Genomic DNA, 24517 nt, shown 5'->3' on the forward strand with positions numbered 1-24517 from the left:
GGTCAACTCACCACCTTCAGGCCCACGACACTGCCCACCAAGCCGATGAGTAGCAAGCTCCGGGCGGCCGTCGCACGTTCCTCGCCGGTGACGATGCCCCACAGCACCGTCAGGCTGGCGCCGACGCCCACCCACACGGCGTAGGCGGTACCGGTGGGCAGCTGGGTCATCGCATACGCCAGACCGATCATGCTCAAGACCATCGCGACGACGAACACGGCCACCGCACCGAGGCGGCGAAACCCGCGCGACGCCGACAGGGCGACGGCCCATACGGCTTCCAGGACTCCCGCGATCACCAGGACGAGCCATGCCATGACAAGACCTCCTTGTGAGTCAGTCTTGTCCGGTGCGGGTACTGCTCCCTCGTCCGCGAGGTCATTTTCCGGCCTCCACGTGCGACGATACACCGGCGTTTCAGGCTCGTCATGTCCTCGAAACACTGCGCAGAACCGGTGCGGCGCCGTTTTGTCCCGGCGCGAACGGGGTACGGGCGAGTGGGCGCCCGCCGGTGCGCGCCCGGCGACCGGAGGTGAGTACGGCCTGTGCAGGCGCTTTGGGACTACATCACCGCGCACCACTCGCAACTGATCTTCGACTCGTATCAGCACGTGAGCGCAGTTGTGCAGAGCGTCATCATCGCCACCGCCGTCGGTGTGGTGATCGGAGTGCTGACCTACCGCAACGCGCTGGCGGCCAACCTGGCGACCGCCACCTCGAGCGTCATCCTGACCGTCCCCGCCTTCGCTCTGCTGGGCCTGTTGATCCCGATGTTCGGGCTGGGGGTGGTGCCCAGTATCACCGCGCTGGTGCTCTACTCGCTGCTGCCGATCATCCGTAACACCATCGTGGGCCTGAACGCGTTGGACCCCGCCCTGGTCGACGCAGCCCGCGGCCTCGGGATGGGCCGGCTCAGCACACTGGGCCGGGTGGAGCTCCGCCTGGTGTGGCCGTCCATCTTGTCGGCGATGCGGATCAGCACCCAGATGTCGATGGGCGTGCTGGCCATCGCCGCCTACGTCAAGGGACCCGGGCTGGGCAACCTGATCTTCGCCGGACTGGCCCGCGTCGGAAGTCCCACCGCCGTTCCGATGGCGCTCACCGGCACATTGCTGATCGTCGTGCTCGCATTGCTTCTCGACGCACTCCTGGTGCTCCTCGGGCGCCTCACGACATCGAAAGGTATTCGATGACAATCCAATCCGAGGTTTCCGGAGTACGCATCGTCCTGGACAACGTCTCCAAGGTGTACCCGGGCGCCGATCATCCCGCCGTCGAGGACGTCTCGATGGAGATCCCCGCCGGCGAGATCGTCGTCTTCGTCGGACCCTCGGGATGCGGCAAGACCACGACGATGCGGATGATCAACCGCCTCAGCGAACCGACCTCGGGCCGCATCCTGATCGGCGACAACAACGCGCTGTCCATCAAGCCCACCGACCTGCGCCGGTCCATCGGCTACTCCATCCAGCAGGCAGGGCTGTTCCCGCACATGACGATTCGGCAGAATGTCGGCCTGGTGCCCGGGCTGCTGCGGTGGGACCGCAAACGGATCGCCGCCCGGGTCGACGAACTGCTGGACCTGGTGGGCCTCGAGCCGTCCCAGTACGCGGACCGGTATCCGCGACAACTCTCCGGTGGTCAACAGCAGCGGGTCGGGGTGGCGCGGGCGCTGGCGGCCGATCCGCCGGTGCTGCTGATGGACGAACCGTTCGGCGCCGTCGACCCGATCACCCGCAGCACGCTGCAGGACGAACTCTTGCGCCTGCAGTCCGAACTGCACAAGACGATCGTTTTCGTGACCCACGATTTCGGTGAAGCGGTCAAACTCGGCGACCGTATCGCCGTGCTCGGGCAGCGCTCGAAGATCCTGCAGTACGACACCCCGCAGACCATCCTGGCCAGCCCGGCCGACGATACGGTGGCCGGCTTCGTCGGATCCGGTGCGTCGCTGCGCCAGCTGGGACTGATGCGTGTCGAGGATGTGGAACTGCGCGCCCATCCCGCCGTGCACCGCGACGACAGCATCGCTCAGGTGCGGAAAACACTGGCCGACAGCGAATTCGACTGGGCAGTGGTGTTGGACGAACGTGACCGGCCGGTGAGCTGGGTGCGTGAGAGCGAACTCGCCCACGCCCAGACTCTCGGCGAGGTCGTCGAATCACTGGACGTCGTGAGCACCCGGTCGACATTGGAGGACGCGCTGGAAGCCATCCTGGCCGAACAGCACGCGTCGGCGGTGGTGGCCGGCGCGGGTAGCCGGTACGCGGGGGTGGTGACCCTGGACACGCTGATCGACACCATCACGGGCCTGCGCGCCGAAGCCGATGCCAAAACCAGTGCCGGAGAGCACGAGTCGTGACGAGCACGGTAGACGCGGAGGCCCCGGCCGCGACACCCGCCGAGCGGCTGCGGCTCTGGGTGCAGCCGGCGCTGGTGCTCATCGTCGCTGCGGCGGTGCTGTTCTGGGCGTTCAACCGCGACCTCACCGCCACCCAGCAGGAGAACATCAACCCGGCCAACGTCGCCACCCTGATCTGGCAGCATCTGCTGATCACCGCCGCCGTGACGGCCATCGTCCTGGCGGTCGGTGTTCCGGTCGGGGTCCTGGTCACGAGGCCGGGGGCAAAGATGTTGCGGCCGTTGTTCATCGGCATCGCCAACATCGGCCAGGCCGCACCGGCAATCGGCCTGCTGGTGCTGCTGTTCCTGTGGACCGCGCAGACGGGCTTCTGGATCGGTGTCCTGCCGATCGCGCTGTACTCCCTGCTTCCCGTCTTGTCGAGCACCATCCTGGGGGTGGACCAGGTGGACCGCGCGTTGATCGACGCCGGCCTGGGACAGGGCATGTCCCGTCAGGCGCTGCTGTTCAGGGTGGAACTACCCCTGGCGGTTCCGTTCATCCTGGCGGGTCTGCGGACCTCACTGGTGCTGGCCGTCGGGACCGCCACCCTGTCGTTCCTGGTGAACGCCGGCGGCCTCGGCATCCTCATCGACACGGGCTACAAGCTGCAGGACAACGTGACGCTGGTGCTGGGCAGCGTGCTGGCCGTCTGCCTGGCCCTGCTGGTCGACTGGCTCGGTGGGCTCGCCGAGTTCTACCTCGGCCCCAAGGGGCTGCGCTGATGCGCCGCGCGGGATGGGCGCTGCTGATGGCGCTGACCTGCGCCGTCAGTCTGTCCGGCTGCGGTCTGGGCGCGGGCAGCACGGTGCCGTTGCGGGTGGAGCCCGGCTCCGTCACACCCAATCCCGAACTGGAAGGTGTGGCGATCACCGTCGGCTCCAAGGAGTACACCGAGCAGGTGATCATGGGCTACATCCTCGAGTACACCCTGGCCGCGGCGGGCGCCGACGTCCGCGACCTGACGGGCATCGTCGGTTCCCGCAGCACCAGGGAAGCTCAGCTGTCCGGCCAGGTAGATGTGGCCTACGAATTCACCGGAAACGCCTGGATCAACTACCTGGGCCACGAGAAACCGATTCCCGACACCCGCGAGCAGTTCGAAGCGGTGCGTGACGAGGACCTCGAGCGCAATGACATGGTGTGGCTGGAGCCCGGCCCCATGGACGACACCTACGCATTGGCCGCCAACAGGGCGACCGTGGAACGCACTGGTGTGCAGACACTTTCGCAGTACACCGAGCTGGTGCAGCGCGATCCGGGGGCCGCCAGGACGTGTGTGGACACCGAGTTCCGGGCCCGTCAGGACGGCTTTCCCGGCATGGCCGCGGCCTACGGCTTCGATCCGGCGCGGGTGCCGACACCGATTCTGCAGGTCGGAATCATCTACCAGGCCACCGCAGACGGGAACCAGTGCGATTTCGGCGAGGTGTTCACCACCGACGGCAGGATCGCCGCGCTCGATCTGGTGGTGCTCACCGACGACAGGCAGTTCTTCGCGCACTACAACCCCTCGGTGACCATGAAGCGCGAGTTCTTCGAGGCACATCCGCAGATCGCCGAAGTAACCGCCCCGGTGACCGCCGCACTGACCAACGAGGCGATCATGGACATGAACAAGCAGGTCGACGTGGACGGGCGCGACCCCAGCGTGGTCGCCCGCGACTGGATGGTGGCCAAGGGTTTTGTGACCGATCCCTGACCATTGGTCACCGATCGTTGAGACCGGCCCCTGTGGGTATCCGACTGCCATGAGCAAGGATTTCAAGAAGGGCGACAAGGTCACCTGGCAAAGCCACGGCAGCACCGCCGAGGGGACCGTCGAGGAGAAGATCACCTCGGATACCACCGCCGCAAAACGCACCGTCCGCGCGTCCAAAGACGATCCCCAGTACCGGGTCAAGAGTGACAAGAGCGGCAACGACGCTGTGCACAAGCCCGAAGCGTTGAAGAAGAAGTAGAACGCAGCGATGGCCGTCAGCAATCACCAGGACACTTGGAACGACTTCAAGAACGCGGTGAACATGACCGCCTCGGAACTCGAGAAGTGGCTCGACACCGACGATTCCAAGAAGGTGGGCCAGAAGTCCGACGGCGGCGAGTCAACCGGCCACCAGAGCGGCCGCCACATCGTCAGGATCCTCGAGAAGGCGAAAGCCGACCTCACCGACGCCGATTACGGCCACATGCGCACCGTCGTCGGGTACATCAAACGCCATCTCGCACAGGGTCCTTCACACGATGTCGAGAACAGTGCCTGGCGGTATTCGCTGATGAACTGGGGTCACGACCCGGTCAAGAAGTCGTGATCACCGGCCTCAGGCCCCTCGGCTCTCCGTCATCGCCTTGAGCGCCCGCGACCGTTCGCGGGCGGTCATCGCCCCCCACACCCCGAAGCGCTCCGGCACCTGCAGCGCGTGGTCGCGGCAGGTCGCCAGCACGGGGCACGTGCGGCAGACGCGTTTGGCCTTCTCCTCGCGTTCCCGCAGCGCCTGACCGCGGTGATCGTCGGGGAAGAAGACGTGTGCCGGGTAGGCGCGACACCGCCCCTGCAACTGCCACTCCCAGTCCGACTCGAGTGCCTTGGGCAACCGTCCCTCGTCCGGTCGGCATTCGCTGCTCAACGGTGTCCTCCCCACAGCTCCGGTATCGGGCACACCCATCGTCACGTCGATCGGCCGTCGGACCTACACATCTGCTCGTGGTGAATTTTGGAGCGGCCGGGCGAACTCAGGTGCGCGCCGGGGTAGCGGCGAACTGATCGGTGATGGCCTGGCAGAAGGCCGGCAGATCGTCCGGGGACCGGCTGGTGATCAGGTTGCCGTCGATGCAGACCTGTTGATCGACCACCGTCGCGCCCGCGTTGCGCAGGTCGGTGCGGATGCTGGGATACGACGTCAGCGTCCGGTCGCGGACCACGTCGGCTTCGACCAGCGTCCACGGTCCATGGCAGATGGCGGCCACCGGTTTGCCCGAGCGGACGAAATCGCGGACGAAGGCCACGGCGGACTCTTCGAGACGCAGTTTGTCCGGATTGACCGTCCCGCCCGGCAGCACCAGACCGTCGAACTCGTCGACCCGGGCGTCGCCGACCACGCGGTCCACCGCCACTGTGCCTGCGGGCTCGAGGTCGTGGTTGAAAGCCTGGATCTCATCCGGCTTGATGGACAGCAACTCGACCTGTCCGCCCGCCGCGACCACGGCGTCTCGCGGTTGTTCGTACTCGATCTTCTCGACTCCGTCGGCGGCCAGAATGGCGATCTTGCGGCCCTGCAGTTCGTTCGGCATCAGAGTTCATCCTTTCCTCGACTACGCGAGGGACTACCCGCAGCAGTGGTGTCGAATCGCACGGGCGTGAGCGGCGAGCCAACGGGTAACCGGTTGTGATGTTCGTCGCCGTAGCGCTGCGTGACTGGCGCGCGCTAATGCAGTGGTGACAGCATGGAAACACAGTCGTAACACATCCAGGTCGTGGTTAGAGGTCCCATCGATGCGGCATTCATCCTTCGTCTCGCGCTGCCGGTGGTTCGTCCGCGCCCTCGGGCGTAACCCACTGCTGCGGCCCAGCGACCGCATGGAAGCCCTCGCCGTCGTGATGGTGTTCGTGGTTGCCCTCCTGGCCATTCCCTTTGCGTCACAAGCGGGCGACAACACCTACGACGCACGCATGCGCATCATCGACGAACAGCTGCGCACCCGGCATTCGGTCGAAGCCGTCGCCGTCGGCAACAGCGGCGCGGCCGCACCCGGGCGCTACAACCGTCCCGGCCCGGTTCGCGCGGAATGGCGTGAGGGCACCGAGGTCCGCAGCGAGATGATCACCAGCCCGGTCGCCGTCCGCAAAGGTGACCCCCTGACGGTCTGGGTCGACACCACCGGTGCGGTGGTGCCTGCTCCGGAGACTCCTCAGGTGGCCAGTTCCATTGCCGCGGGCAGGACGTGGACCGTGTGGCTGGGTTCGGTGGGCCTGACGATCCTGTTGGCGTGCGCGGCCCGATGGGCACTTGACCGGGCGCGCGCCCGGTCGTGGGAACGTGAGCTGCTGCTCTTGACCCACAACGATGACGGCTGGGCCAACCGCCACACCTGAGCTGTCATCTCAGTCCAGGCCACGAGCGGTCAACGCTTCGGCGAAACCGTCGGCCGTGCGCAGGGCGGCCACCACCACCGGTGCCACCACGATTCGCGGTGAGAAGCGCAGCCCACGGGCCCGACGGGCCTCTTCGACCTGACGTACGGTCTCCACCATCAGCGGGATCGCCCGGATCGTCAGCGCCAGCGCCAGCGCCACCTGCTCGACCGGAAATCCGAGGCGCCCCAACGGCCGCATCGCGGCGGTGAGCGCGGCCAGCATGTCGGTGGTACGCGTGGTGGCGGTGACGACTGCAGCCAGAGCCACTGACAGCAGCAGGATTCCGCACACCACCACGGCACGATGCCAGTCGGTGAATAGCAGTTGGAAGCCGAACACGAACGCCACCACCCACAGCACCGGACGCAATTGTGCTGCCGCGGTGCGCACGCCGATCCGCGCGACGGCGTACAGCCCCAGCACGCCGACAGCGGCGGCACCGAGCCGCAGGGGTGTATCGACGAACACCGTCATGAGCGCGATCACCGCGCCGAGACCGACCAGTTTGATGCCCGCGGGCAACTGGTGCAGCGGCGTCGTTCCCGGTTGGTAAACCCCCAGCACGGTCATGTCATCAGCGCCCGGTAGGCCGCCAGCGCCACCGACGGCGTGTCATCGGCGACCACTTCCCCGTCCTCGAGAACGAGGACGCGGTCGAAGTCGTCGACCAGATCGAGGTCGTGGGTGACCACCACCAGTTGGGTGTCCAACGTGGCGAAGGCCGCCCGCAGCATGCGCGCGTTACGCAGGTCGAGCAGCGTCGTCGGCTCGTCGGCCACCACGATCTGCGGGTCGGTGACCAGCACGCTGGCCAGGGCGAGAAGCTGTTTCTGCCCACCGGAGAGCAGGTGCGCGGGGTGGTGGGCGTGCCCGGCGAGACCGAATCGCTCGAGCACCTGTCGCGTCCGGTCGGCGCGCTCGCCGCGGCTGAGGCCGTGGCGCGACAGCGACAGCTCGATGTCCTCGGCCACGGTCGGCATCAGGATCTGCCGGTCGGGGTCGGTGAACACGAATCCGACGGCGCGGCGCACCTTCCGGGCCGCTCGCCGCGTATCGAGTCCGTGAACTCGTACCGTTCCGCTGTCGGGGACCACCAGCCCGTTGATCATCCGGGCGAGTGTCGACTTACCGCTGCCGTTGGCGCCCACCACGGCAATCCGGTGTTCGGCCAGCGCCAGCGAAACATCTTTGAGGACAACCCGTTCCCCGAACGAGTGACTGACCCGGTCGAAGACGATGCCGGTGCCGTCAGGTGCCGGCACGACGGTCACGCCACGGGGTGATGAGGCCGGGCCGGGCCCGGTGCACCTGTGCGGCCACGAACGCGGCCACCACCGCTTTGGCGAGATCGCCCGGGATGTAGATGCCATTCGTCGACAGGGCCGCCCACCAGGACATGTCGGTCCGGATCATGAGGCCGACGGTGCCGAAGGCGTAGATCACCACCATGCCGCCGACGACGTTGATCAGGATGCCCCAGAACACTCGGTAGCGCGGGATCATCAGCGCGGTGAGTGCGCCGATGACGATCACCGCGGGCAGCCAGCCGACGAAGAATCCGGCCGTCGGCGAGGCCAGGGACACCAACCCGGTGCGGGCGCCGGCGAGGATCGGCAGGCCGGCGATGGCGAGAATCGCGAACAAGGCGACTGCCAACGCGCCCTTGCGCGGTCCGAGGATCGCGCCGGCCAACATCACCCCGAGGGTCTGCAGGGTGATTGGTACGCCGCTGGGGCCGATGGTGAGGGTGCCCGGCAGCCCGAGGGCGGCGATCAGGGCGGCGAAGACCGCGGCTTGGGTCAGGTCGGCGGGCGTGACGGCCGCCCGTTGTAGCCACGATGGTCCGGTCTGCATTCGAGGCATTATCGTCGCCCGGCCGTGCGCCGGGGACCGCGCCCTCCCCTCGCCGCGGTGCACCCGGGGCAAGCAGGCCGCCGCCGGGGGCGATCCAGGCCGAGCGGGGTTGCCTCTACCGGCTAGCTGGAATAGCTGATTCCGACTAGCGGTTGCGCAGGGTGGATGCCAGCGTCGATGTGCCAGCACGCCGTTCGCGGGAGTCTTGTTTCACTCATCAAGTCCTGCGAAAGGTACGAGCATGCGAAGCCCGTTCAGCGAGAAGTCAACCAAGCGGATGGCGAGCGGATTGGGCGCGGCCGCAGTGGCTTTCGCCGCCCTGGCCGGACCCCAGGCCGCCGGCGTGGCCGTTGCGGCTCCGTCACCGGCGTGTCCCGATGTCGAAGTGGTGTTCGCGCGCGGCACTTTCGAGGCACCCGGCGTCGGCGACACCGGCCAGGCGTTCGTCAACGCCCTGACCTCTCGCCTCCCCGGCAAGTCCGTCGATGTTTACGCCGTGAATTACCCTGCCTCGCTTGACTTCCAGGCCGCAGCCAATGGCGTGGCGGACGCCAGCAACAAGATCGAGTCGGTGGCGGCAAGCTGCCCGACCACCGATATCGTGCTCGGCGGTTACTCACAGGGCGCAGCGGTGGCCGGCTACACGACGTTCGACGCCGTGCCGGCGGGGTTGAATCTGCCCGCCGGACTGGGGCCGATGCCGCCCGCCACCGCCTCGCACGTTGACGCGGTGGTGCTCTTCGGCACCCCGGACACCTGGTTCCTGAATTTGGTGGACCGCTCCGCTCCGCCGATCACCGTCGGATCGCTGTATTCGGCAAAGACACTGCAGCTGTGTGCGCAGGGCGACCCGGTGTGCTTCCCCGGCGGCTTCGATCGGGCGGCCCACAGTTCGTACAAGAACAACGGCATGGCCGACCAGGCCGCGGACTTCGCCGCCCGGTCGATCGGTGGTTCCGCAGCGGCTTCCGGGGTCTGATCGACACCATAATTGTCGTTCACGCAAAACCAGAGTGAAATTTGTTTGTTAGTGAGGTTTATTCAAACCGTTATCTGGCAAATCTTTAGTCAGCGACCGCACCGGCCGCCCGGATCCGACAGCGATGTTTTCCACCTCTGAATAGGACACTCCCATGAATACCGTCCTCTATTTCAGCCCGAATGGTGTCGCCTACGAAACCCGCGCGTTCACCAGGGCTGACATCTCCGAACTGGTCACCGATCACGGCCTGGAAAGCCTCACCAGTGCCGACCGGCAATTCGACTTCTGGTTCGCCCCGACCACTCGGGGATGCCAACGCCGCGTCAATCGCAGCGCCACGGAAATGCTGCTGGCAACCACTAGGTTCGATGCCAAGACAGTCCCACTGCTGCGCGGTGCGGTGGTGATCGCCACCCATGATTCCGAGGGCGATCTGGACGGATTGAGCTGGCGGCAACTCGACCTCCTGGCCAAACGCCTGCACGCCCTGACCCGTCGGGACAGCCGGGCCCTGAGCCGTCGTATCGGGCACGACATCGAGCGCCGGCAGAAGACCCGCACTCCGCAGCCCGCACCCCGGCGTCCGGTGCACGCCGGCGGCCTCACCCCACGCTGAATTCCGCCCACCGCGAACAGCGGCGTCGCGACGGTGGATGACGCGTGATGATGGCCCCATGGGCCAGGTCACCCGCATTCACCCGGACCGTCGATCGCAGCCGGCTCCCGAACCGGAGCCGCTGTGGCGGGAATTGCTCGGGCGTCGGCTGCGGGCCACGCGTGAACACCGAGGCGACCGGCTGGTGGACGTCGCCGAGCGCGCCGGGGTTTCCCCGCAATACCTCTCCGAGATTGAACGCGGCCGCAAGGAGCCGTCGAGCGAAATGATCGCGGCGGTGTGTGGAGCCCTGGAGATCAACCTGATTCGCCTACTCGGCGCGATCTCGGCCGACCTGAGTCGCCCCACCGCCCGGCCGTCGTCCGGCCCGGTGCTGCTGGCCGCTTAACCCCGCTCCTGCAGGACACGGTCGGCCAGGCCGTACGCCACCGCTTCGTCCGCGGTGAAGACCCGGTCGCGATCGGTGTCATGGCGCAATTGCTCGATTGCCCGCCCGGTGTGCCGCGCCAGGATGGTCTCCAGCTGATTGCGCACCCGCACCACCTCGTCGGCCTGCAGGATCAGATCGGGAATGGTCCCGCGCGACTGGGCCGCCGGCTGGTGCAGCACCACCCGGCTGTGCGGCAACACCGATCGGCGACCGGGTGTGCCCGCAGCCAGGAGTACCGCACCCGCAGCCACGGCCTGCCCGATGCACGTGGTGGCCACGGGAGCCTTGATGAAACGCATCGTGTCGTAGACCGCCAGCATCGCCGACAAGTCGCCGCCCTCGGAATTCACATACAGGCTGATCTCCTGCTCGGGATTGTCGGCCTCCAGATGTAGCAGCTGAGCAATCAGTGCGTTGGCCACCCCGGAATCGATGGCGGTGCCCAGATAAACGATGCGCTCGGTGAGCAGATGCGAGTACACGTCCATGATGCGCTCACCGGAAGTGCTGCGCGCGATGACATTCGGGATCGTGTAGGTGCTCATGCGCTGATCCCGAACGATGACCTGTGGGCGGGGACGATCTGGCCGAATTCGGTCACCACCCGGTCCACGAAACCGTATTCGCGGGCCTGCTCGGCGGTGAACCACCGGTCGTGCAAGGAGTCGGTGAAGATGCGTTCGACGTCCTGGCCGGTATCGGCGGCTATCAACCCCAGCACGGTATCTCGGGTATGCCGGAGATCGTCGGCCTGAACCTCGACCTCCACTGCCGAACCAGCGATACCCGACGAACCCTGATGCATGAGGATGCGGGCGTGGGGCAGCGCGAACCGTTTGCCCGGCGTTCCGGAGGACAACAGGAACTGCCCGGCACTGCACGCCAATCCGAGCGCCAGCGTGCTCACATCGCAGGGCACCAGGCGCATCACATCGCGGATGGCCAGCATGGACGGCACCGATCCGCCGGGTGAGTGGATCCACAACGCGATGTCCTGATCGGAGTCCGTCGCCAGCGAGAACAGTTGGGTGACCAGAACGGTGCCATTGTCGTCGTCGAGCGCGCCGTCGAGGACGAGCACACGTTTGCGAAACAGATCGTCACGCAGTTGTTGGCTGAACAGTCGGGGTTTGTCGTCGGTCATGGTGTCGACACTGCCGCAGCTGTGGGCGTTTTCGCCGCCCACGCTGCTGTGGGCAGAACCGAGCGCCCTTCTACAGTGGTCACAGGGCCTCACAGGGGAGCAGCGGATGACATCGGCGGGCACATCGACATCGTCCACCTCGACATGGGCACCCTTGCGATCGCCGGTCTATCGCGCCCTGTGGATTGCGCAGCTGGTTTCCAATCTCGGTACCTGGATGCAGACCGTGGGCGCGCAGTGGATGCTCGTCGAGGACCCGCGCGCCGCGGTCCTGGTGCCGTTGGTGCAGACCGCCACCACGCTGCCGGTGATGCTGCTGGCCCTGCCGTCGGGTGTGCTGGCCGACCTCATCGACCGGCGCCGACTGCTCATCGCCACCCAGGGGGCGATGGCCGCGGGCGTGGGTCTGCTCGCCTCGTTGACAGGCGCCGGGTTGACCACTCCGGCGGTGCTGCTGACGTTGTTGTTCCTGGTCGGCTGCGGGCAGGCGCTGGTGGCGCCCGCCTGGCAGGCGATCCAGCCTGATCTCGTTCCCGCTCAACAGATTCCGGCCGCCGCTGCGCTGGGCAGCATGAGCATCAACCTGGCGCGGGCCATCGGGCCCGCGATCGCCGGTGTACTGGTGTCCCTGTCGGGCCCGACGCTGGTCTTCGCTCTCAACGCCGTGTCCTTCGCCGGGATCGTGATCGTGCTCGTCTCCTGGCGACGGCCACCGGTCGAGCAGAACTATCCGCCCGAGCGGGCGCTGGCCGCCCTCAGCGCAGGCGGGCGCTTCATTCGCAGCTCACCGATCGTGCGGCGGATCCTGTTGCGCGCGGCGTTGTTCATCGCACCGGCCAGCGCCCTGTGGGGGCTGCTGCCCGTGGTCGCGGCCAGTCAGCTCGGGTTGTCATCGTCGGGCTATGGGTTGTTGTTGGGCGCTCTCGGAGCCGGGGCGGTGCTCGGCGCGTTCCTGCTTTCACGATTGCGGACCCGGTTCGGCCAGAACATATTGCTGACGGCCGGTGCAGCGGGATTCGCGGTCACCACCCTGGTGCTGGCGCTGGTACCGAACTTCGTCGCTGTGCTGGTGGCCTTGCTGGTGGGCGGCGCCTCCTGGTTGCTGTCGCTCTCGACACTCAATGCCTCGATGCAACTGAGCCTGCCGTCGTGGGTTCGTGCCCGTGGATTGTCGGTGTATCAGCTGGTCTTCATGGGCGGGCAGGCGGTGGGGTCGCTGGTGTGGGGTCTGGTCGCCGGAGCCACCACCAGCGTCACCAGCCTGGTGATCAGCGCCGGATTGTTGGTGATCTGCGGGTTGTCCTCGCTGTGGTGGCCGCTGCACGCCAAGACCGGCGACCTGGACCTCACACCGTCATCGCACTGGCCCGAGCCCAACCTGATCTTCGACCCCGAACCGCTCGACGGGCCGGTGCTGGTGATCACCTCGTACCACGTCGCCCCGGCGGACGAGGACGCATTCCTGACAGCCATGGACGTCCTGGGCCGGTCCCGGCAACGCACCGGCGCGGCACAGTGGCGGCTGTTCCGCAGCATCGAGCACGAGTCGACGTTCGTCGAGACGTTTGTCGTGCGGTCCTGGGGTGAGCACATGCACCAGCACTACACCCGGCTCACAGGTCAGGACCGGCTGATCGAGGAGGCCGTCGAACGGTACACCGACGGTGTGCCGGTCTCCGAGCATTATCTGGCGGTACGCGGCAGGCGGTAGCGCTCAGGCCGCAACCTCTGAATTGGTTTGTGCCGCCTCGTCTCTCAGCGTGGGCAGGCTGATCGACATACCTTCGACCGTGATCGAACCCCAGTTGTAGAAGTTGAAGAACTTGACCGACGACGTGACGATCTGCACTGTCACCGACTGGCCCGGCTGGAGCGTGTGGGCCACCTGCTCCAGCGAGTACGTCACGGTGTGGGTCTTTCCGTCCAGCACGACGGGGATCGGGGTGGCGTGATTACCCAAAACCAGACCTGTCTCGTCATCGACGATCTGTGCGTACACATGCTCGGCGGTGCCGGTGCCGGAATAGGTCAGGGTCAACGTCGGGGCCCCCACCACGTAGGTCAGCCTCTTGGCATCCGGAACGTGGAGGTTCACGGCGTTGGTGGCGGCCGAAGCCGTGGGCAGGCCGAGCAGCGCTTGGATGGGGTCCTCTCGGAGGATCAGCCAGTTCGGGCCCGACCCGCCGAGGAACGGGATGTAGGGCAATGTCTTGCTCCCGGTCGAACGGGCCACGATCGGTGTCTGGTCCTTCTGCGCCGGGTAGGTCTCCGATTCGTGCCAGGTGCCGAGCTGGTCAACCCATTCGAACTGCGGTCCCACGTCGGACGCTTTGTCGTTCTTGACGTAGCGGTCCAGCCAGTCCAGCGTGCGATCGAGCACGACGTCGCCGCGGGGATCGTCGCTGAGGCAGGCGCCGTGGCCGCCGCAGTACCAGATGACCTTGGTGGTGGTGCCGGCCTTGATGAGTTGGCGGGCAACAACATCGGCTTGATCGAGGGTGAACAACGTGTCGACGGTGCCCTGGATCAACAGCGTGGGCGCGGTGATGTCCTTGATCTGGTCCTGATACCCGAGGTCGGTCACCAGGTCGATATCGGACTGCTGGGCGGTTCCGAACAGCACCCCCATGACGGCCACCGGGAAGATGCGCGGATGTTCGCGGGCCAACGTCAACAGCAGCACCGACGGTAGCAGGGTGCCCCAACTGCTGTTGACCGCGCCGCGCGGGAACAGCACGTCCACCAGACTGTTCCACGCGATCGTCGGAACAATCGCATCGACGCGGTGATCGATTGCGGCAGTGGCCAATTGGATTCCGCCACCATACGACGCGCCCACCATACCGATTCGCGGATCGTAGTCGGCGTCGATTTGCGCTTCCGGCAGCGATGCCACCCAGCTGATGATCGCCGAGACGTCGCGTCCCTCCAGATCCGGCGAGTTCAGATGCATCACCCCGCCGGAATGCCACTCCCCGCGCGGATCCCAGGTCACCACGTTGTACCCGGCGCCGCGCAGGGCACCCACGCCGATCACATCGTTGGGCAGCAGGCCGTCCCACTCCAGGTCCAGTGTCGTCGCTCCCGGCAGTCCCAAGCCGGGGCCGTTCAGCACGGTCGGCGCTTTATCCCCCGCCTCGAGCCCCCGCGCCGGCATGAAGTTGACGTAGATCTCGGTGCCGTCGAAGGAGGTCACCCGCACCGTACGCGGCCGAGGCGCCCCGGGTGGCGCGTCATGGTCGATCGGCCATCCGATCAACGGATGCAGGGCCTCGCCGACGAGCGGGATGGCATGGATGAATTGGACGATCGGCGTCACGACGAGCCGGCCCGCGACCGGAATGGTCTGCAGCCACTGCAACGGCGCCACGACCTCGGTGACCTCGACATCCGTCGGGACGGGGTAGGACTTCTCGGTGACCTCCCGGCCGGCGCCGACCACCGGCAGAACCAGCGACACCGCTGCCGGGCTGTCGGGTTCGTCGTCCCGCAGGGGGTGCTCCACCGTCGTGCTGTCGAGTTCAGTGGCGACAACCTCGGCCGGTTCGTCGGCGGCGGTATCGACCGGTTCCTCGGCGGCGTCCTTTTCGACAGCGGGTTCGCCGTCGTCCGCCTGTTCGACCGCGCGCTCGCGCTCGGTGTGCCCCCGGGCCGTCTTGCGGTCTTTCCTGCGTTCGCCGGCGTCCGTGTCGTCGTCGTCGGCTTTCGGATCCGGATCGTCCTGAGCCTTCGTATCGCTCTTGGTCGTGTCGTGATCGCTCTTGTGCTCCCGCTTGTCCGAGGACGGCTCCTGCTCGGCGCTCGCGGACGACGACGACGACCCGGCTGAGGTCGCGTCCTCATCGGCCGCCGCGACCGCGGCCCCGGTGAATATCGCCGCCCCGATCCCGAGCGCAACCGCCAACCCACCGACGCGTCCTACGTATCTCCCCGCTCCCATCCTTAGTGCCTATCAAGCCGGCGCTACCTCGCGGGACACTTTCGCGAATCTGTCAACGGTGAATTCGGCCGGGCCGTCCGGTACCGTGAGGACACCGGAAGTAAAAACGTGGGTCCGCCCCCGGCCGTGAGTGCTACGGCGGCGGGTGCACGCGCACACACGGTCTCGCCTGAGCCGTCACTTCTTCACATCGAAGAAGGGCTCAGATGCACATCAATTCATCCCGTCGCTCAGCCATGCCCGGATCACTTCGCGAGGTGTGGGTCGCCCTCACCGGGCTGTCGGCGGTGTTCCTGGTCGAGATGCTCGACAACTCGATTCTCAACGTCGCGCTGCCCACCATCGGAGGCGAACTCCGCGCCAGCACAACAGCTTTGCAGTGGGTCACCGGCATCTACGCTGTCGTGTTCGGCGGATTGATGCTGGCATTCGGCGCGGCGGCGGACCGGTTCGGGCGCCGCAGGATCATGCTGTCGGGTTTGGCGTTGCTGGGGGCAGCCAGCCTGGCCACCGCCCTTGTCGCCACCGTCGAACAGCTCATCGCAGTCCGGGCGGTCATGGGTCTGGCCGCCGCGATGACAACGCCGGGATCGCTGGCTCTGGCTTTTCGTCTGTTCGACGATGACCGACTCCGGATCCGTGCCACCACCCTGATCTCCACGGTGGGCCTGGTGGGGCTGGCGGTGGGGCCCACCGTGGGCGGGTTCGTGCTCGCCTACGCTCCGTGGCAGGCCCTGCTGCTGATCAACGTGCCGATCTCGGTGTTGGCGTTCCTCGGCATCCGCAATGGCATTGCCGCGGATACAGCCGGCGACCTGCACCGTCAGCCGATCGATGGCGCTGGAGCCTTGTTCGGTACCGCAACGATTGGCCTCGCGCTGATCGCTCCGACGTGTTTTGTGGATACGGGCGCACGAACATGGTTGCCCTGGGTCACGACGATCGCCGCCATCGCGGTCGGCACCGTGTTCGTTGTTCACCAACGACGTTCGCCTCGACCACTGTTGGACTTCGCGCTCATCGCTCGCCCGTTGGTGTCGAGCGGTTTGCTGTTCAAGGCCGCCACCGCGCTGGCGACCGCGGGCCTGAGCTACCTGGTGACGCTGCAGCTCCAACTCGACTGGCAGTGGACGGCGGCGCAGACAGCCCTCGCCATGCTGCCCCAGGTGCTGGTCCTTCTCGCCGGCGGCGCTGTGATCGGTCCGCTGGTCACCCGTGTGGGCCTCGAGAAGGCGGCTTGGCTCAGCGCCGTTGCCGTGGTGTGCGGGCTGGCGGTGTACGCGCTGCTGGGCAGGTTCGGCTATGTGTGGGTGGCAATTTCACTTGCGCTGGTCGCGGCGGGTATGCGCGTGGTGGGAGTGGTGGCCGGCAACAACGTGATGCGGGGCCTGCCGGCCGATCGCACCACCATCGGTGCCGCGTTGATCGACACCGCCGGTGAGGTTGCCATCGGAGTGGGCATTGCCGTCAGCGGCACGATCCTGGCTGCGGTGTTCACCGGCGATGTGGCGGCGTCCACCTGGAACACCCTGCAGGCGAACCAGTTTCGTCAGGCGATCACCTGCGCCGGTCTCGCGCTGACCGCCTTGGCCGCCGCCCTCGTCGGATGGGGGAGCTTTCGCGCCCGCCGCGCCGCCGACCGGCCGCAGTGCTGATCTGGGCAGTCGGCTACTTCAGCGACGCCCGGAGATCGGCGTCGGCGGCTTTGAGTACGTCGGCGGCCACTTCGATGCCCTCGATCCGGCCGAGTTCGGTGTCCTCGTGCTCGATGTTGACCATCATCTCGGGGTCGACGTCGTGCAGAGCGCGCAGGAATTCGGTCCAGTAGGCGGTGTCATGCCCCTTCCCCAGTGCGACGAAATCCCACGCCGAATTCTTCGGCCACTCGTTGGCCCATTCGTCGCCACCGAGGTTGGTCCGCGCTTCGTCGGGCCGCAACCGACGAAAACTGTTGTCCAGCACACCGTTGAGGGCCGCATGCTCGGCGTTGACCCGGACGTCCTTGGCGGCGGCGTGGACCACCAGGTCGCCGAGGTGCCGGACGACGGCGACCGGATCCATCTGCTGCCAGAACAGGTGGGAGGCGTCCAGTTCGACACCGACGTTGGTGGCCCCGGTCAGCTCGACCAGCTGCTGGATGGACGCGCTGTTGAAGACGATGTTCTGCGGATGCAGTTCGAGAGCCACTTTCACATCGTGATCGCGCGCCAGCCGGTCGGTTTCGCGCCAGAAGTCCGCGGCCACCTTCCACTGATGGTCCAGGACATCCAAGGCGGCTGAATTCCAGGCGTTGACAATCCAATTCGGCCGGGTGGCACCGGGCTCCCCACCGGGAAGTCCCGACATGGTGACCACCCGGTGCTGACCGAGCCGCTGCGCCAACCGGATGGAACGGCGGACGTCTTCGGCATGCTTGTCGCCGATGGCCGGGTTGGGGTGCAGCGGGTTGCCGTTGCAGTTCAAGCCGGCGATCGACACCCCGGTCCCCTCGAAGATCCCGAGGAAGTCGTCGCGCGCGGTATCGCTGTCCAGGATGTCGTCCATGGCCGGTACGTGCACCGCGGGCAGGAACCCTCCGGTGTTGATCTCGATCCCGGTCAGACCGAGACCGGCGATGACGTCGATCGCTTCGGGCAGCGACCGGTCGTGCAGGATCGCGTTGTAGAGGCCCAGTTTCATGATCAAACCCTTCTGAAGTGGTGTTGAGGTCAGAGGACCTTGACGACCGCACCGCCGGAGGCGGCCGATTCCGCGACTGCCGCCACCACGCGCAACCCGTGCAGACCGTCCTCGAAGCTGGGCAGTGGCCCGAGATCGCCTGTCCCGGCGATCTGGTCGAGGAAGGCACGGGTCTGGTAGACGAACAGGTCGGCTACGCCGTGCCCGACGCCGCCGGCGTCCATCGGCAGGCCGCCACGGATGTAGGGGTGCTCAGGCCCGATCAGCACTCGGCGGGGGCCGCTGAGTTCAGAACGCACGTCGTCGGCCGAGAGGGCGAATTCACCGGCGCGGTGCAGATCCCAGGCCGCAGAGCCTTTGGAGGCGAACAGCTCGAAAGCCAGTCCGTCCGGCAGGTTGTGTGCCACGCGGGAGGCCGAGAACGTTCCTGCGGCGCCGTTGTCGAACCGCGCGGTGAACGTGGCCAGGTCTTCGTTCTCCACCGGCGCGGTCTCGCCGCTCACCGCGCCTTTGGTGTGTCCGTACGTCACGCCCACCGGAACCGGGCGCTGCTTGATCAGCGTTGCGAACGTCGCGCCACTGACTTCGGTGATGGGCCCGCACAGGAACTCGGCGAGATCCAGCAGGTGGCTGCCGACGTCGGCGAGTGCGCCGGTTCCGGGAGCGCCGCGGTAACGCCAGGTGATCGGCGAGGTGGGATCGAGCGCGTAGTCGCACCAGTAGTGGCCGTTGAAGTGGACCAGTTCACCGATGGTGCCCGCGGCGAGTTCGCGACGGATCGCCTCGACGGCCGGAGACCGGCGGTAGGTGTACCCGACAGCGGTCACCCGATCGGACTGCTCGGCAGCGGCGACCATGGCCTCCGCGTCGGCCAGCGACCCGGCCAGGGGCTTCTCGCACAGCACATGTTTGCCGGCGGCCAGCAGACCTTCGACGATCTCGCGGTGCAGGTGATTGGCCACCACCACACTCACCGCGTCGATGTCGGGCGCCTCGGCGATGGCCCGCCAATCGTATTCGGCCCGCTCATAGCCGTACCGCTTGGCGGTGTCGTCGGCCACCGCTGCGTTGCTGTCCGCGATCGCCACCAGCCTGACATCGGGGCGATCAGTGCCGAACACGGTGGTAGCGGTGCGGTAGCCGGCGGCGTGCGCGCGCCCCGCCATGCCTCCGCCGATGACGGCGACGCCGATCGTTCCCTGTCCCATGGTTGCACTCCAGTCTGGATTCATTCGGTCTACTAGACCGGTCTAATTTGCCAACTATGGAGGGTCTACCGTCCGGTGTCAAGCGTCAAATTCGTTGTGAGCGCTCTCGATTGACCAGGGAAAGGCCGCGGTTCAAACGGGACGCCCCGCATTTGAATGTACATATGACTTTACAAATTACTTTCGCGCGTTAGTCTATGTGCATGTGACGGGCATCACCGCCGCCAGTCGGCACCAGAGATCCCGCAGGCCAAGCAACGGAGGACCCTGACATGACTGCACATGCGGACTCGGCGTCGGAAGCCGAGCTACCACCCCTGACAGAAGGCCCCCACCGGCGCCGGATCGGGCTCATCTCCATCGTCGCCTGTCTGGGCGGCCTCCTGTTCGGCTACGACACCGGCGTCGCCAACGGCGCCGAGGGTCCGATGGCCCAAGAACTCGGGCTCTCCCTGCTCCAACTGGGCGTCGTCATCAGCGCGCTGCTGTTCGCCGCGGCGATCGGGGCTCTACTGGGTGGAATCATCTCCGACGCCATCGGGCGTCGTAAGACGATCCTGATCCTGGCGGTGTTGTTCTTTGTCGGCGTGGTGCTGGTGGTGTTCTCGCCGGCCGGCCCCGAGCCGGGTACCTTCTCCCCGACCGGATTCGCGGTCCTGGTGGCCGGCCGCATTGTGCTGGGGCTCGCCGTCGGCGGCGCCTCGACGGTGGTCCCGGTCTTCCTGGCAGAGCTGTCGCCGTATGAGATCCGTGGCTCGATCACCGGCCGCAACGAATTGGCCATCGTCGTCGGTCAGCTGTCCGCGTTCGTGGTGAACGCGATCCTGGGCGTGACCCTCGGCCATGTGGACGGCGTCTGGCGCATCATGTTCGCGGTCTGCGCGTTGCCGGCTGTGGCGCTGTTCTTCGGCATGCTGCGGATGCCCGAGTCACCGCGCTGGCTGGTGGAGAAGGGCAGGAACGACGACGCGCTCGCGGTGATGAAGACCATCCGGTCCGAGGACCGGGCCCTGGCCGAACTCGGCCAGGTGGAACTGGTGGCCCGCGAGGAACGCGAAGAACACCAGATCGGGCTGAAGGCGATCATGGGCAGCAAGTGGCTGCGACGCATCATCTTCGTCGGCATCGGTGTGTGCATGACCCAGCAGCTCACCGGGATCAACTCGATCATGTACTACGGCACACGGGTGCTCGAGGAATCGGGCATGAGCGAGCAGCAGGCAGTGCTCGCCAACATCGCGTTCGGGGTGGTCGCCGTGATCGGCGGAATCATCGCGCTGCGCAACATGGACCGGCTGGACCGCCGCAAGACCTTCTTGATCGGCCTGTCGTTGACCACCACCTTCCATTGCCTCGTCGGTGTCGCCTCGATGCTGCTGCCGGCCGGCAACCCCGCGCGCCCGTACGTCATCCTGGTCCTAGTCGTCGGGTTCGTGCTGTCGATGCAGACCTTCCTCAACGTCGCCGTCTGGGTGTGGCTGGCGGAGGTCTTCCCACTGCACATGCGTGGCCTCGGTATCGGCATCGCGGTGTTCTTCTGCTGGGTCACCAACGGATTCCTCGGGCTCTACTTCCCCACCCTGGTCTCGACCATCGGAATCACCGGATCGTTCTTCCTGTTCGCCGGCATCGGGGTCGTAGCGTTGTTGTTCGTGTACACCCAGGTGCCCGAAACCCGCGGCCGCTCTCTGGAAGCACTCGAAGAAGACGTGTCGACCGGACAGATCTACGTCGGTATGCGCTGAGCCTGACCAGCCATGACGACAGAGGAGCTGAGCCGATTTCTCGCCGGCATCGAGCCGTTCGACGCGCTGTCCCCCACCCAGTTGGCGACGATCGCCGCGGCGGCCACGGTCCGCCAGTTCTCCGCCGGCGACCTGGTGGTCGACGCCTTCACCGCACCGCCCACCGAGATCTATGTGGTGCTCACCGGTGAAGTGGACCTCTGGCACGACCAGGACCGGGTGACCAAGGCCGGTGACGACCGGTTCGTGGCCGGTGAGGTGTTCGGGTTCTCGGCGATGCTCACGGAACGCCCGGTCGGGCCCCGGGTGGTCGCCACCACGTCGGCCAGCGTTGCCGTGTTGCCGGGCAACCTGGTCGAGCCGGCGTTCTACTCCCGCAGCGGCGCCCGGTTCCTGGCCGACTACATCTCCCGGATCAGACGGCTGTCCACCTCGACGCCGGCCTTCAGCACGGTGGAGGACCTGCTCGCGACCACCCCGGTGGTGGTCGACCCGGACACGCCCGTCGCCGTGGTCGCGCGGCAACTCGCCGACCGGGACGTGCACTGCGCCGTGGTCGACGCCAGTGACGGCACCTACGGGATCGTCACCGACGCGATGCTGGGCCGCCGGGTGGTCGGTGACGGGGTATCCGCCGACGCCCCCGTACATGTGGTGATGGCGCACCCGGCCACCACGGTCGAGCTCTCCGGATCGTCGGTCGAGGCGCTGATCACGCTCCTCGACACCCGAGCCGAGTACCTACCGGTGGTCGATCGATCCGGGAAGCTGCGCGGCGTGGTGGGCGCCCGTGATTTCGCACTGGCGCCCACCACGGCGGGAGTCGGGATGCTCGAACGCATCCACCGCGCCCGCAGCCGCAGCGAGTTGGTCGAGCGGGCCCGGCTGGCGCCGGCGGTTCTGGGTGACATCCTCGACCGGGGGCTGGCCGCCGACCGTGTCATCCGGGTGTACTCCGCGATTGTCGATGCCATTGTCCGCCAATCGATCCGACTGGTCTTCGCCGACCATCCCGACCTCGGCCTGGACCAGTTCACCTGGCTCACCCTGGGCAGCCACGGCCGGCGTGAAGCGGTGCCCTGTTCGGATGTCGACGCGGCGATCGCCTTCGACGACGGTGTGTCCCCGGAGGCGATGGAGCAGTACCGTCTCGCGTTCGCCGACGTCAACGCACTGCTCGCCGATGCCGGGCTCGGGGTCGACGTCAACGGCGCCAACGCGTCGAACAAGGCCTTCTCCCGGACCAACAGCCAGTGGCGGGCGGCGGCGACCCGCTGGCTGACCGTACCCGGGGAGCACTCCCGCGCGGCCATGGCAGCCCACAGCAAGGGGCTGGCCGTCATCGCCTCGCTGCTGGTGGACGCCCGGCCCGTCCACGGCACACCCGGGCTACCGGAGGTCGCGCGCGTCTTCACCGACTTCCAGCGACACCCCGCAGCAATGAACCTGTTGCTCTCAGAATCGGTTTCGCACCGCGCCAAGGTGCGCGAGCGCACGCTGCGTGACGTGTTCACCGGGAAGGGCGACACCTTCACATTCGATGTCAAGACCCATGGGCTACTACCGGTGGTGAGCATCGCCCGGTGGGCCGCACTCGGGGTGGGTTCCACCGAACTGCAGACCGTGAAACGACTCCGCGACGCATCAGGATCGGCGATCCTGCCCCGCGCCGAGGCCGACCGGCTGATCGAGGTTTTCGAGCTCCTCCAGCGGATGCGGTTGCGCCATCACCTGGATCGGCTCAGGGACGGGCACCAACCCAGCGACCTGATCGACCGCGACGAACTGTCGCCTATCGAACGCAGCATGATCGGGCAGGCCGTCCGCGAGATCAACACCATCGCACGCCGGATGGACCGCGTCGTCGAGCGCGCCGCACCCGCCCGGCGAAAGGCACTTTGACCGCAATGCGCATTGCCGTCATCGGCGACGTCGGTGGCCACGCCGAGCAGCTACGCCATGAACTCACCCGGCTCGGCGCACATCCCGACGGCTCACTGCCTGACGACCTGCTGGTCATCCAGGTCGGCGACCTGATCCATCGCGGTCCCGACTCGGCCCGGGTCGTCACCATCGTCGACCGGTACCTGCGCACCCAGCCCGGCCAGTGGGTGCAGCTGATCGGCAACCACGAGATCAACTACCTCCAACCGCCCGTCTTCCGATGGCCGGAAGAACTGAGCCGCAGGCACATTCGCACACTGAACCGCTGGTGGAAGAACGGCGCCGCTTGTGTTGCCGCCGCAGTCGACACCGCAGACGAGTCCTTCCTGATCACCCACGCCGGCATCACAGCGGAGTTCTGGGCCAGCAACCTCGGCGGTCCGTCCACCGCCGCCGAAGCCGCCCGCCGGATCAACGAACTCGCCAGAGCGGGAACCGATACGGTGTTCCGCGCCGGCATCTTCCTGCACGGATCCATCACCTCGGACGTCGGGCCCCTGTGGGCGGACACCGCAGGCGAACTGCTGCCCGGATGGACCGATCGCCGCCTGCCGTTCAGTCAGATCCACGGCCACAACAGCATCACCTCATGGCGCGAGGCCGACACCGCGGTCCCCCGCGCCGGCATCGAAGCCCTGGTCACTCTCGACGTCACCGCCAAACACGAGACCGTCCACCTCGCCGGCGGAAGGCTCATCGGCATCGATCCCGACCACCGCGAAACACCGACAGTTCCCTGGCATGCGCTGGAGCTGGACGGCAACGTCACGGCGCGTTGAGCCTCGCGAACGGCGATGATCAGGGCAGTACGCGGCGCAGCGCGCCTTTGGCGACCTCTTCGGGCCGATACTGCTCACTGGCGTAGGCGCCGACAGCCACCAACGCACCCGTGGTTGCGGGCACGATCCACTGCAGAGCCTTGAGCTGCTTCTGCGCAGCCGCCACGTCCGGTGGCGTCGTGAGAGCCGGTGTGGTGGCGTCGCTTGCCGGTACTGCGCCGTGCTGGGATACCTTGCTGCCGAGCATGCGACTGTAGCCGGTGACACCAAGCGCGAGGAGCGTCAGACCGGTCTTCACCCAGGCCATGGTAGGGACGCCGGCTTGTGTCTTCATCCTGCCGAAGTCGTGTTTCACCAGGCCTGCGGCGCCGACCAGGTGCACGCCGATGGCGGCTGCGTTGACCGGAGTCCAGCGATCCCACCCCTCATTCGCGACAGCGCCGACGTCCCTGGGGTTTCCCGCCGACGACGACGCAGGATTGAGTGTGACGGCATTGGCCAGGGTGCCCCCGAACCATGCGGCCAAGCCCACATCATGCAATTGGTGGAACAGCGTTGCGCGAGCCATGACATCTCCTTGTGACTGAATCGGATCCCCCGCTGGTACCCGTCACCTGTCCGCGTAAACGGTCTCGGCCGTCCGATCAAGGCGTAGTCACCTCT

The 24517-nt window shown here is 66.8% G+C and carries 27 protein-coding genes and 1 riboswitch; of the genes, 15 read left to right on the forward strand and 12 right to left on the reverse strand.

The genetic code is table 11. The features are described 5' to 3' along the window. Window positions 1-2: 2 nt before the first annotated feature. On the reverse strand, window positions 3-317 hold the full coding sequence (locus NL241_RS29910; protein ID WP_487696547.1) for a DMT family transporter: 315 nt from the start codon (window positions 315-317) through the stop codon (window positions 3-5). A 13-nt stretch (window positions 318-330) separates the two neighbouring features. After that, window positions 331-396: riboswitch (guanidine-III (ykkC-III) riboswitch) on the reverse strand. A gap of 149 nt (window positions 397-545) precedes the next feature. Between NL241_RS29910 and NL241_RS29915 the strand changes: the two genes are divergently transcribed. Genes NL241_RS29915 through NL241_RS29940 form a run of 6 tightly spaced genes read left to right on the forward strand, consistent with a single transcriptional unit; the run spans window position 546 to window position 4710 of the window. Then, window positions 546-1193 carry an ABC transporter permease gene (locus NL241_RS29915; RefSeq protein WP_487696548.1) on the forward strand — a complete coding sequence of 216 codons (648 nt, stop codon included), beginning with the start codon at window positions 546-548 and terminating at the stop codon, window positions 1191-1193. Further along, on the forward strand, window positions 1190-2362 hold the full coding sequence (locus tag NL241_RS29920; RefSeq protein ID WP_494395854.1) for an ABC transporter ATP-binding protein: 1173 nt from the start codon (window positions 1190-1192) through the stop codon (window positions 2360-2362). The genes NL241_RS29915 and NL241_RS29920 overlap by 4 nt, the downstream gene beginning before the upstream one ends. Beyond that, on the forward strand, window positions 2359-3126 hold the full coding sequence (locus NL241_RS29925) for an ABC transporter permease (RefSeq protein ID WP_487696550.1): 768 nt from the start codon (window positions 2359-2361) through the stop codon (window positions 3124-3126). The genes NL241_RS29920 and NL241_RS29925 overlap by 4 nt, the downstream gene beginning before the upstream one ends. Next, window positions 3126-4103 (forward strand): glycine betaine ABC transporter substrate-binding protein, encoded by a 978-nt coding sequence (locus NL241_RS29930; protein ID WP_494395855.1) that lies wholly within the window; start codon window positions 3126-3128, stop codon window positions 4101-4103. Before NL241_RS29925 ends, NL241_RS29930 begins: the two co-directional genes overlap by 1 nt. Window positions 4104-4152: 49 nt before the next feature. Further along, the gene (locus NL241_RS29935; RefSeq protein ID WP_494395856.1) at window positions 4153-4362 is read left to right on the forward strand and encodes a hypervirulence associated TUDOR domain-containing protein; all 210 of its coding nucleotides are present in this window, start codon (window positions 4153-4155) and stop codon (window positions 4360-4362) included. Window positions 4363-4371: 9 nt separating this feature from the next. Next, window positions 4372-4710, forward strand: a complete 339-nt coding sequence (locus tag NL241_RS29940; RefSeq protein ID WP_494395857.1) for a DUF3140 domain-containing protein — start codon at window positions 4372-4374, stop codon at window positions 4708-4710. A 9-nt stretch (window positions 4711-4719) separates the two neighbouring features. Here NL241_RS29940 and NL241_RS29945 read toward each other — a convergent pair whose 3' ends face one another. Together NL241_RS29945 and NL241_RS29950 are read right to left on the reverse strand one after the other, a co-directional pair. Continuing rightward, window positions 4720-5025, reverse strand: coding sequence for a WhiB family transcriptional regulator (locus NL241_RS29945; protein ID WP_494395858.1), 306 nt, complete (start codon window positions 5023-5025; stop codon window positions 4720-4722). A 106-nt stretch (window positions 5026-5131) separates the two neighbouring features. After that, window positions 5132-5689, reverse strand: a complete 558-nt coding sequence (locus NL241_RS29950) for a type 1 glutamine amidotransferase domain-containing protein (protein ID WP_487696555.1) — start codon at window positions 5687-5689, stop codon at window positions 5132-5134. A gap of 202 nt (window positions 5690-5891) precedes the next feature. Here NL241_RS29950 and NL241_RS29955 point away from each other — a divergent pair, with 202 nt between their 5' ends. Then, a complete protein-coding gene (locus NL241_RS29955) occupies window positions 5892-6491 on the forward strand; it encodes an Rv1733c family protein (RefSeq protein ID WP_487696556.1) in 600 nt (199 codons plus the stop codon). 9 nt (window positions 6492-6500) lie between these two features. On the opposite strand, the gene NL241_RS29960 is transcribed toward NL241_RS29955, so the two are convergent. The 3 genes from NL241_RS29960 to NL241_RS29970 are packed head-to-tail and all read right to left on the reverse strand — an operon-like array spanning window position 6501 to window position 8387. Continuing rightward, window positions 6501-7103: an energy-coupling factor transporter transmembrane component T family protein gene (locus NL241_RS29960; protein ID WP_494395859.1), complete on the reverse strand. Its 603-nt coding sequence runs from the start codon at window positions 7101-7103 to the stop codon at window positions 6501-6503. Further along, the gene (locus tag NL241_RS29965; protein WP_487696558.1) at window positions 7100-7795 is read right to left on the reverse strand and encodes an energy-coupling factor ABC transporter ATP-binding protein; all 696 of its coding nucleotides are present in this window, start codon (window positions 7793-7795) and stop codon (window positions 7100-7102) included. Before NL241_RS29965 ends, NL241_RS29960 begins: the two co-directional genes overlap by 4 nt. After that, complete coding sequence (locus NL241_RS29970) at window positions 7782-8387, reverse strand: biotin transporter BioY (protein WP_487696559.1); 606 nt, start codon at window positions 8385-8387, stop codon at window positions 7782-7784. The genes NL241_RS29965 and NL241_RS29970 overlap by 14 nt, the downstream gene beginning before the upstream one ends. Window positions 8388-8628: 241 nt before the next feature. Between NL241_RS29970 and NL241_RS29975 the strand changes: the two genes are divergently transcribed. From NL241_RS29975 to NL241_RS29985, 3 genes are all read left to right on the forward strand, one after another. After that, window positions 8629-9366: a cutinase family protein gene (locus NL241_RS29975; protein ID WP_487696560.1), complete on the forward strand. Its 738-nt coding sequence runs from the start codon at window positions 8629-8631 to the stop codon at window positions 9364-9366. A gap of 154 nt (window positions 9367-9520) precedes the next feature. Further along, complete coding sequence (locus NL241_RS29980) at window positions 9521-9985, forward strand: hypothetical protein (protein ID WP_494395860.1); 465 nt, start codon at window positions 9521-9523, stop codon at window positions 9983-9985. 58 nt (window positions 9986-10043) lie between these two features. After that, window positions 10044-10373: a helix-turn-helix domain-containing protein gene (locus NL241_RS29985; protein WP_494395861.1), complete on the forward strand. Its 330-nt coding sequence runs from the start codon at window positions 10044-10046 to the stop codon at window positions 10371-10373. Here NL241_RS29985 and NL241_RS29990 read toward each other — a convergent pair. Together NL241_RS29990 and NL241_RS29995 are read right to left on the reverse strand one after the other, a co-directional pair. Then, window positions 10370-10960: a ClpP family protease gene (locus NL241_RS29990; protein WP_494395862.1), complete on the reverse strand. Its 591-nt coding sequence runs from the start codon at window positions 10958-10960 to the stop codon at window positions 10370-10372. The two genes, NL241_RS29985 and NL241_RS29990, sit on opposite strands and share 4 nt — an antisense overlap. Further along, window positions 10957-11559 carry a ClpP family protease gene (locus tag NL241_RS29995; protein ID WP_487696564.1) on the reverse strand — a complete coding sequence of 201 codons (603 nt, stop codon included), beginning with the start codon at window positions 11557-11559 and terminating at the stop codon, window positions 10957-10959. Before NL241_RS29995 ends, NL241_RS29990 begins: the two co-directional genes overlap by 4 nt. Before the next feature lie 106 nt (window positions 11560-11665). On the opposite strand from NL241_RS29995, the gene NL241_RS30000 reads away from it, so the two are divergent. Then, window positions 11666-13270, forward strand: a complete 1605-nt coding sequence (locus tag NL241_RS30000) for an MFS transporter (protein WP_494395863.1) — start codon at window positions 11666-11668, stop codon at window positions 13268-13270. A gap of 3 nt (window positions 13271-13273) precedes the next feature. On the opposite strand, the gene NL241_RS30005 is transcribed toward NL241_RS30000, so the two are convergent. Beyond that, window positions 13274-15499, reverse strand: coding sequence for a S15 peptidase family protein (locus NL241_RS30005; RefSeq protein ID WP_494395864.1), 2226 nt, complete (start codon window positions 15497-15499; stop codon window positions 13274-13276). A 206-nt stretch (window positions 15500-15705) separates the two neighbouring features. On the opposite strand from NL241_RS30005, the gene NL241_RS30010 reads away from it, so the two are divergent. Then, the gene (locus NL241_RS30010; protein WP_494395865.1) at window positions 15706-17154 is read left to right on the forward strand and encodes an MFS transporter; all 1449 of its coding nucleotides are present in this window, start codon (window positions 15706-15708) and stop codon (window positions 17152-17154) included. A 13-nt stretch (window positions 17155-17167) separates the two neighbouring features. Here NL241_RS30010 and NL241_RS30015 read toward each other — a convergent pair whose 3' ends face one another. Both NL241_RS30015 and NL241_RS30020 read right to left on the reverse strand, forming a co-directional pair. Continuing rightward, a complete protein-coding gene (locus tag NL241_RS30015; RefSeq protein ID WP_487696568.1) occupies window positions 17168-18178 on the reverse strand; it encodes a sugar phosphate isomerase/epimerase family protein in 1011 nt (336 codons plus the stop codon). A 29-nt stretch (window positions 18179-18207) separates the two neighbouring features. Further along, a complete protein-coding gene (locus NL241_RS30020) occupies window positions 18208-19386 on the reverse strand; it encodes a Gfo/Idh/MocA family protein (RefSeq protein WP_494395866.1) in 1179 nt (392 codons plus the stop codon). 272 nt (window positions 19387-19658) lie between these two features. Between NL241_RS30020 and NL241_RS30025 the strand changes: the two genes are divergently transcribed. Genes NL241_RS30025 through NL241_RS30035 form a run of 3 tightly spaced genes read left to right on the forward strand, consistent with a single transcriptional unit; the run spans window position 19659 to window position 23854 of the window. Beyond that, complete coding sequence (locus NL241_RS30025; RefSeq protein ID WP_487696570.1) at window positions 19659-21131, forward strand: sugar porter family MFS transporter; 1473 nt, start codon at window positions 19659-19661, stop codon at window positions 21129-21131. Window positions 21132-21143: 12 nt separating this feature from the next. Beyond that, window positions 21144-23033 carry a putative nucleotidyltransferase substrate binding domain-containing protein gene (locus tag NL241_RS30030; protein WP_494395867.1) on the forward strand — a complete coding sequence of 630 codons (1890 nt, stop codon included), beginning with the start codon at window positions 21144-21146 and terminating at the stop codon, window positions 23031-23033. Window positions 23034-23038: 5 nt separating this feature from the next. Further along, on the forward strand, window positions 23039-23854 hold the full coding sequence (locus tag NL241_RS30035) for a metallophosphoesterase (protein ID WP_494395868.1): 816 nt from the start codon (window positions 23039-23041) through the stop codon (window positions 23852-23854). 19 nt (window positions 23855-23873) lie between these two features. On the opposite strand, the gene NL241_RS30040 is transcribed toward NL241_RS30035, so the two are convergent. Next, window positions 23874-24422, reverse strand: a complete 549-nt coding sequence (locus tag NL241_RS30040) for a hypothetical protein (protein ID WP_487696573.1) — start codon at window positions 24420-24422, stop codon at window positions 23874-23876. Window positions 24423-24517 lie beyond the last annotated feature (95 nt).

It is taken from the genome of Mycolicibacterium sp. SMGY-1XX (assembly GCF_059132455.1).

Bases quoted from the DNA above. Each gene is read 5' to 3' on its own strand.
- NL241_RS29910 (WP_487696547.1), bottom strand. From the start codon at position 317: ATGGCATGGCTCGTCCTGGTGATCGCGGGAGTCCTGGAAGCCGTATGG.
- NL241_RS29920 (WP_494395854.1), top strand. From the start codon at position 1,190: ATGACAATCCAATCCGAGGTTTCCGGAGTACGCATCGTCCTGGACAAC.
- NL241_RS29930 (WP_494395855.1), top strand. From the start codon at position 3,126: ATGCGCCGCGCGGGATGGGCGCTGCTGATGGCGCTGACCTGCGCCGTC.
- NL241_RS29935 (WP_494395856.1), top strand. From the start codon at position 4,153: ATGAGCAAGGATTTCAAGAAGGGCGACAAGGTCACCTGGCAAAGCCAC.
- NL241_RS29940 (WP_494395857.1), top strand. From the start codon at position 4,372: ATGGCCGTCAGCAATCACCAGGACACTTGGAACGACTTCAAGAACGCG.
- NL241_RS29950 (WP_487696555.1), bottom strand. From the start codon at position 5,689: ATGCCGAACGAACTGCAGGGCCGCAAGATCGCCATTCTGGCCGCCGAC.
- NL241_RS29955 (WP_487696556.1), top strand. From the start codon at position 5,892: ATGCGGCATTCATCCTTCGTCTCGCGCTGCCGGTGGTTCGTCCGCGCC.
- NL241_RS29960 (WP_494395859.1), bottom strand. From the start codon at position 7,103: ATGACCGTGCTGGGGGTTTACCAACCGGGAACGACGCCGCTGCACCAG.
- NL241_RS29970 (WP_487696559.1), bottom strand. From the start codon at position 8,387: ATGCAGACCGGACCATCGTGGCTACAACGGGCGGCCGTCACGCCCGCC.
- NL241_RS29975 (WP_487696560.1), top strand. From the start codon at position 8,629: ATGCGAAGCCCGTTCAGCGAGAAGTCAACCAAGCGGATGGCGAGCGGA.
- NL241_RS29980 (WP_494395860.1), top strand. From the start codon at position 9,521: ATGAATACCGTCCTCTATTTCAGCCCGAATGGTGTCGCCTACGAAACC.
- NL241_RS29985 (WP_494395861.1), top strand. From the start codon at position 10,044: ATGGGCCAGGTCACCCGCATTCACCCGGACCGTCGATCGCAGCCGGCT.
- NL241_RS29990 (WP_494395862.1), bottom strand. From the start codon at position 10,960: ATGAGCACCTACACGATCCCGAATGTCATCGCGCGCAGCACTTCCGGT.
- NL241_RS29995 (WP_487696564.1), bottom strand. From the start codon at position 11,559: ATGACCGACGACAAACCCCGACTGTTCAGCCAACAACTGCGTGACGAT.
- NL241_RS30000 (WP_494395863.1), top strand. From the start codon at position 11,666: ATGACATCGGCGGGCACATCGACATCGTCCACCTCGACATGGGCACCC.
- NL241_RS30005 (WP_494395864.1), bottom strand. From the start codon at position 15,499: ATGGGAGCGGGGAGATACGTAGGACGCGTCGGTGGGTTGGCGGTTGCG.
- NL241_RS30010 (WP_494395865.1), top strand. From the start codon at position 15,706: ATGCACATCAATTCATCCCGTCGCTCAGCCATGCCCGGATCACTTCGC.
- NL241_RS30015 (WP_487696568.1), bottom strand. From the start codon at position 18,178: ATGAAACTGGGCCTCTACAACGCGATCCTGCACGACCGGTCGCTGCCC.
- NL241_RS30020 (WP_494395866.1), bottom strand. From the start codon at position 19,386: ATGGGACAGGGAACGATCGGCGTCGCCGTCATCGGCGGAGGCATGGCG.
- NL241_RS30025 (WP_487696570.1), top strand. From the start codon at position 19,659: ATGACTGCACATGCGGACTCGGCGTCGGAAGCCGAGCTACCACCCCTG.
- NL241_RS30030 (WP_494395867.1), top strand. From the start codon at position 21,144: ATGACGACAGAGGAGCTGAGCCGATTTCTCGCCGGCATCGAGCCGTTC.
- NL241_RS30035 (WP_494395868.1), top strand. From the start codon at position 23,039: ATGCGCATTGCCGTCATCGGCGACGTCGGTGGCCACGCCGAGCAGCTA.
- NL241_RS30040 (WP_487696573.1), bottom strand. From the start codon at position 24,422: ATGGCTCGCGCAACGCTGTTCCACCAATTGCATGATGTGGGCTTGGCC.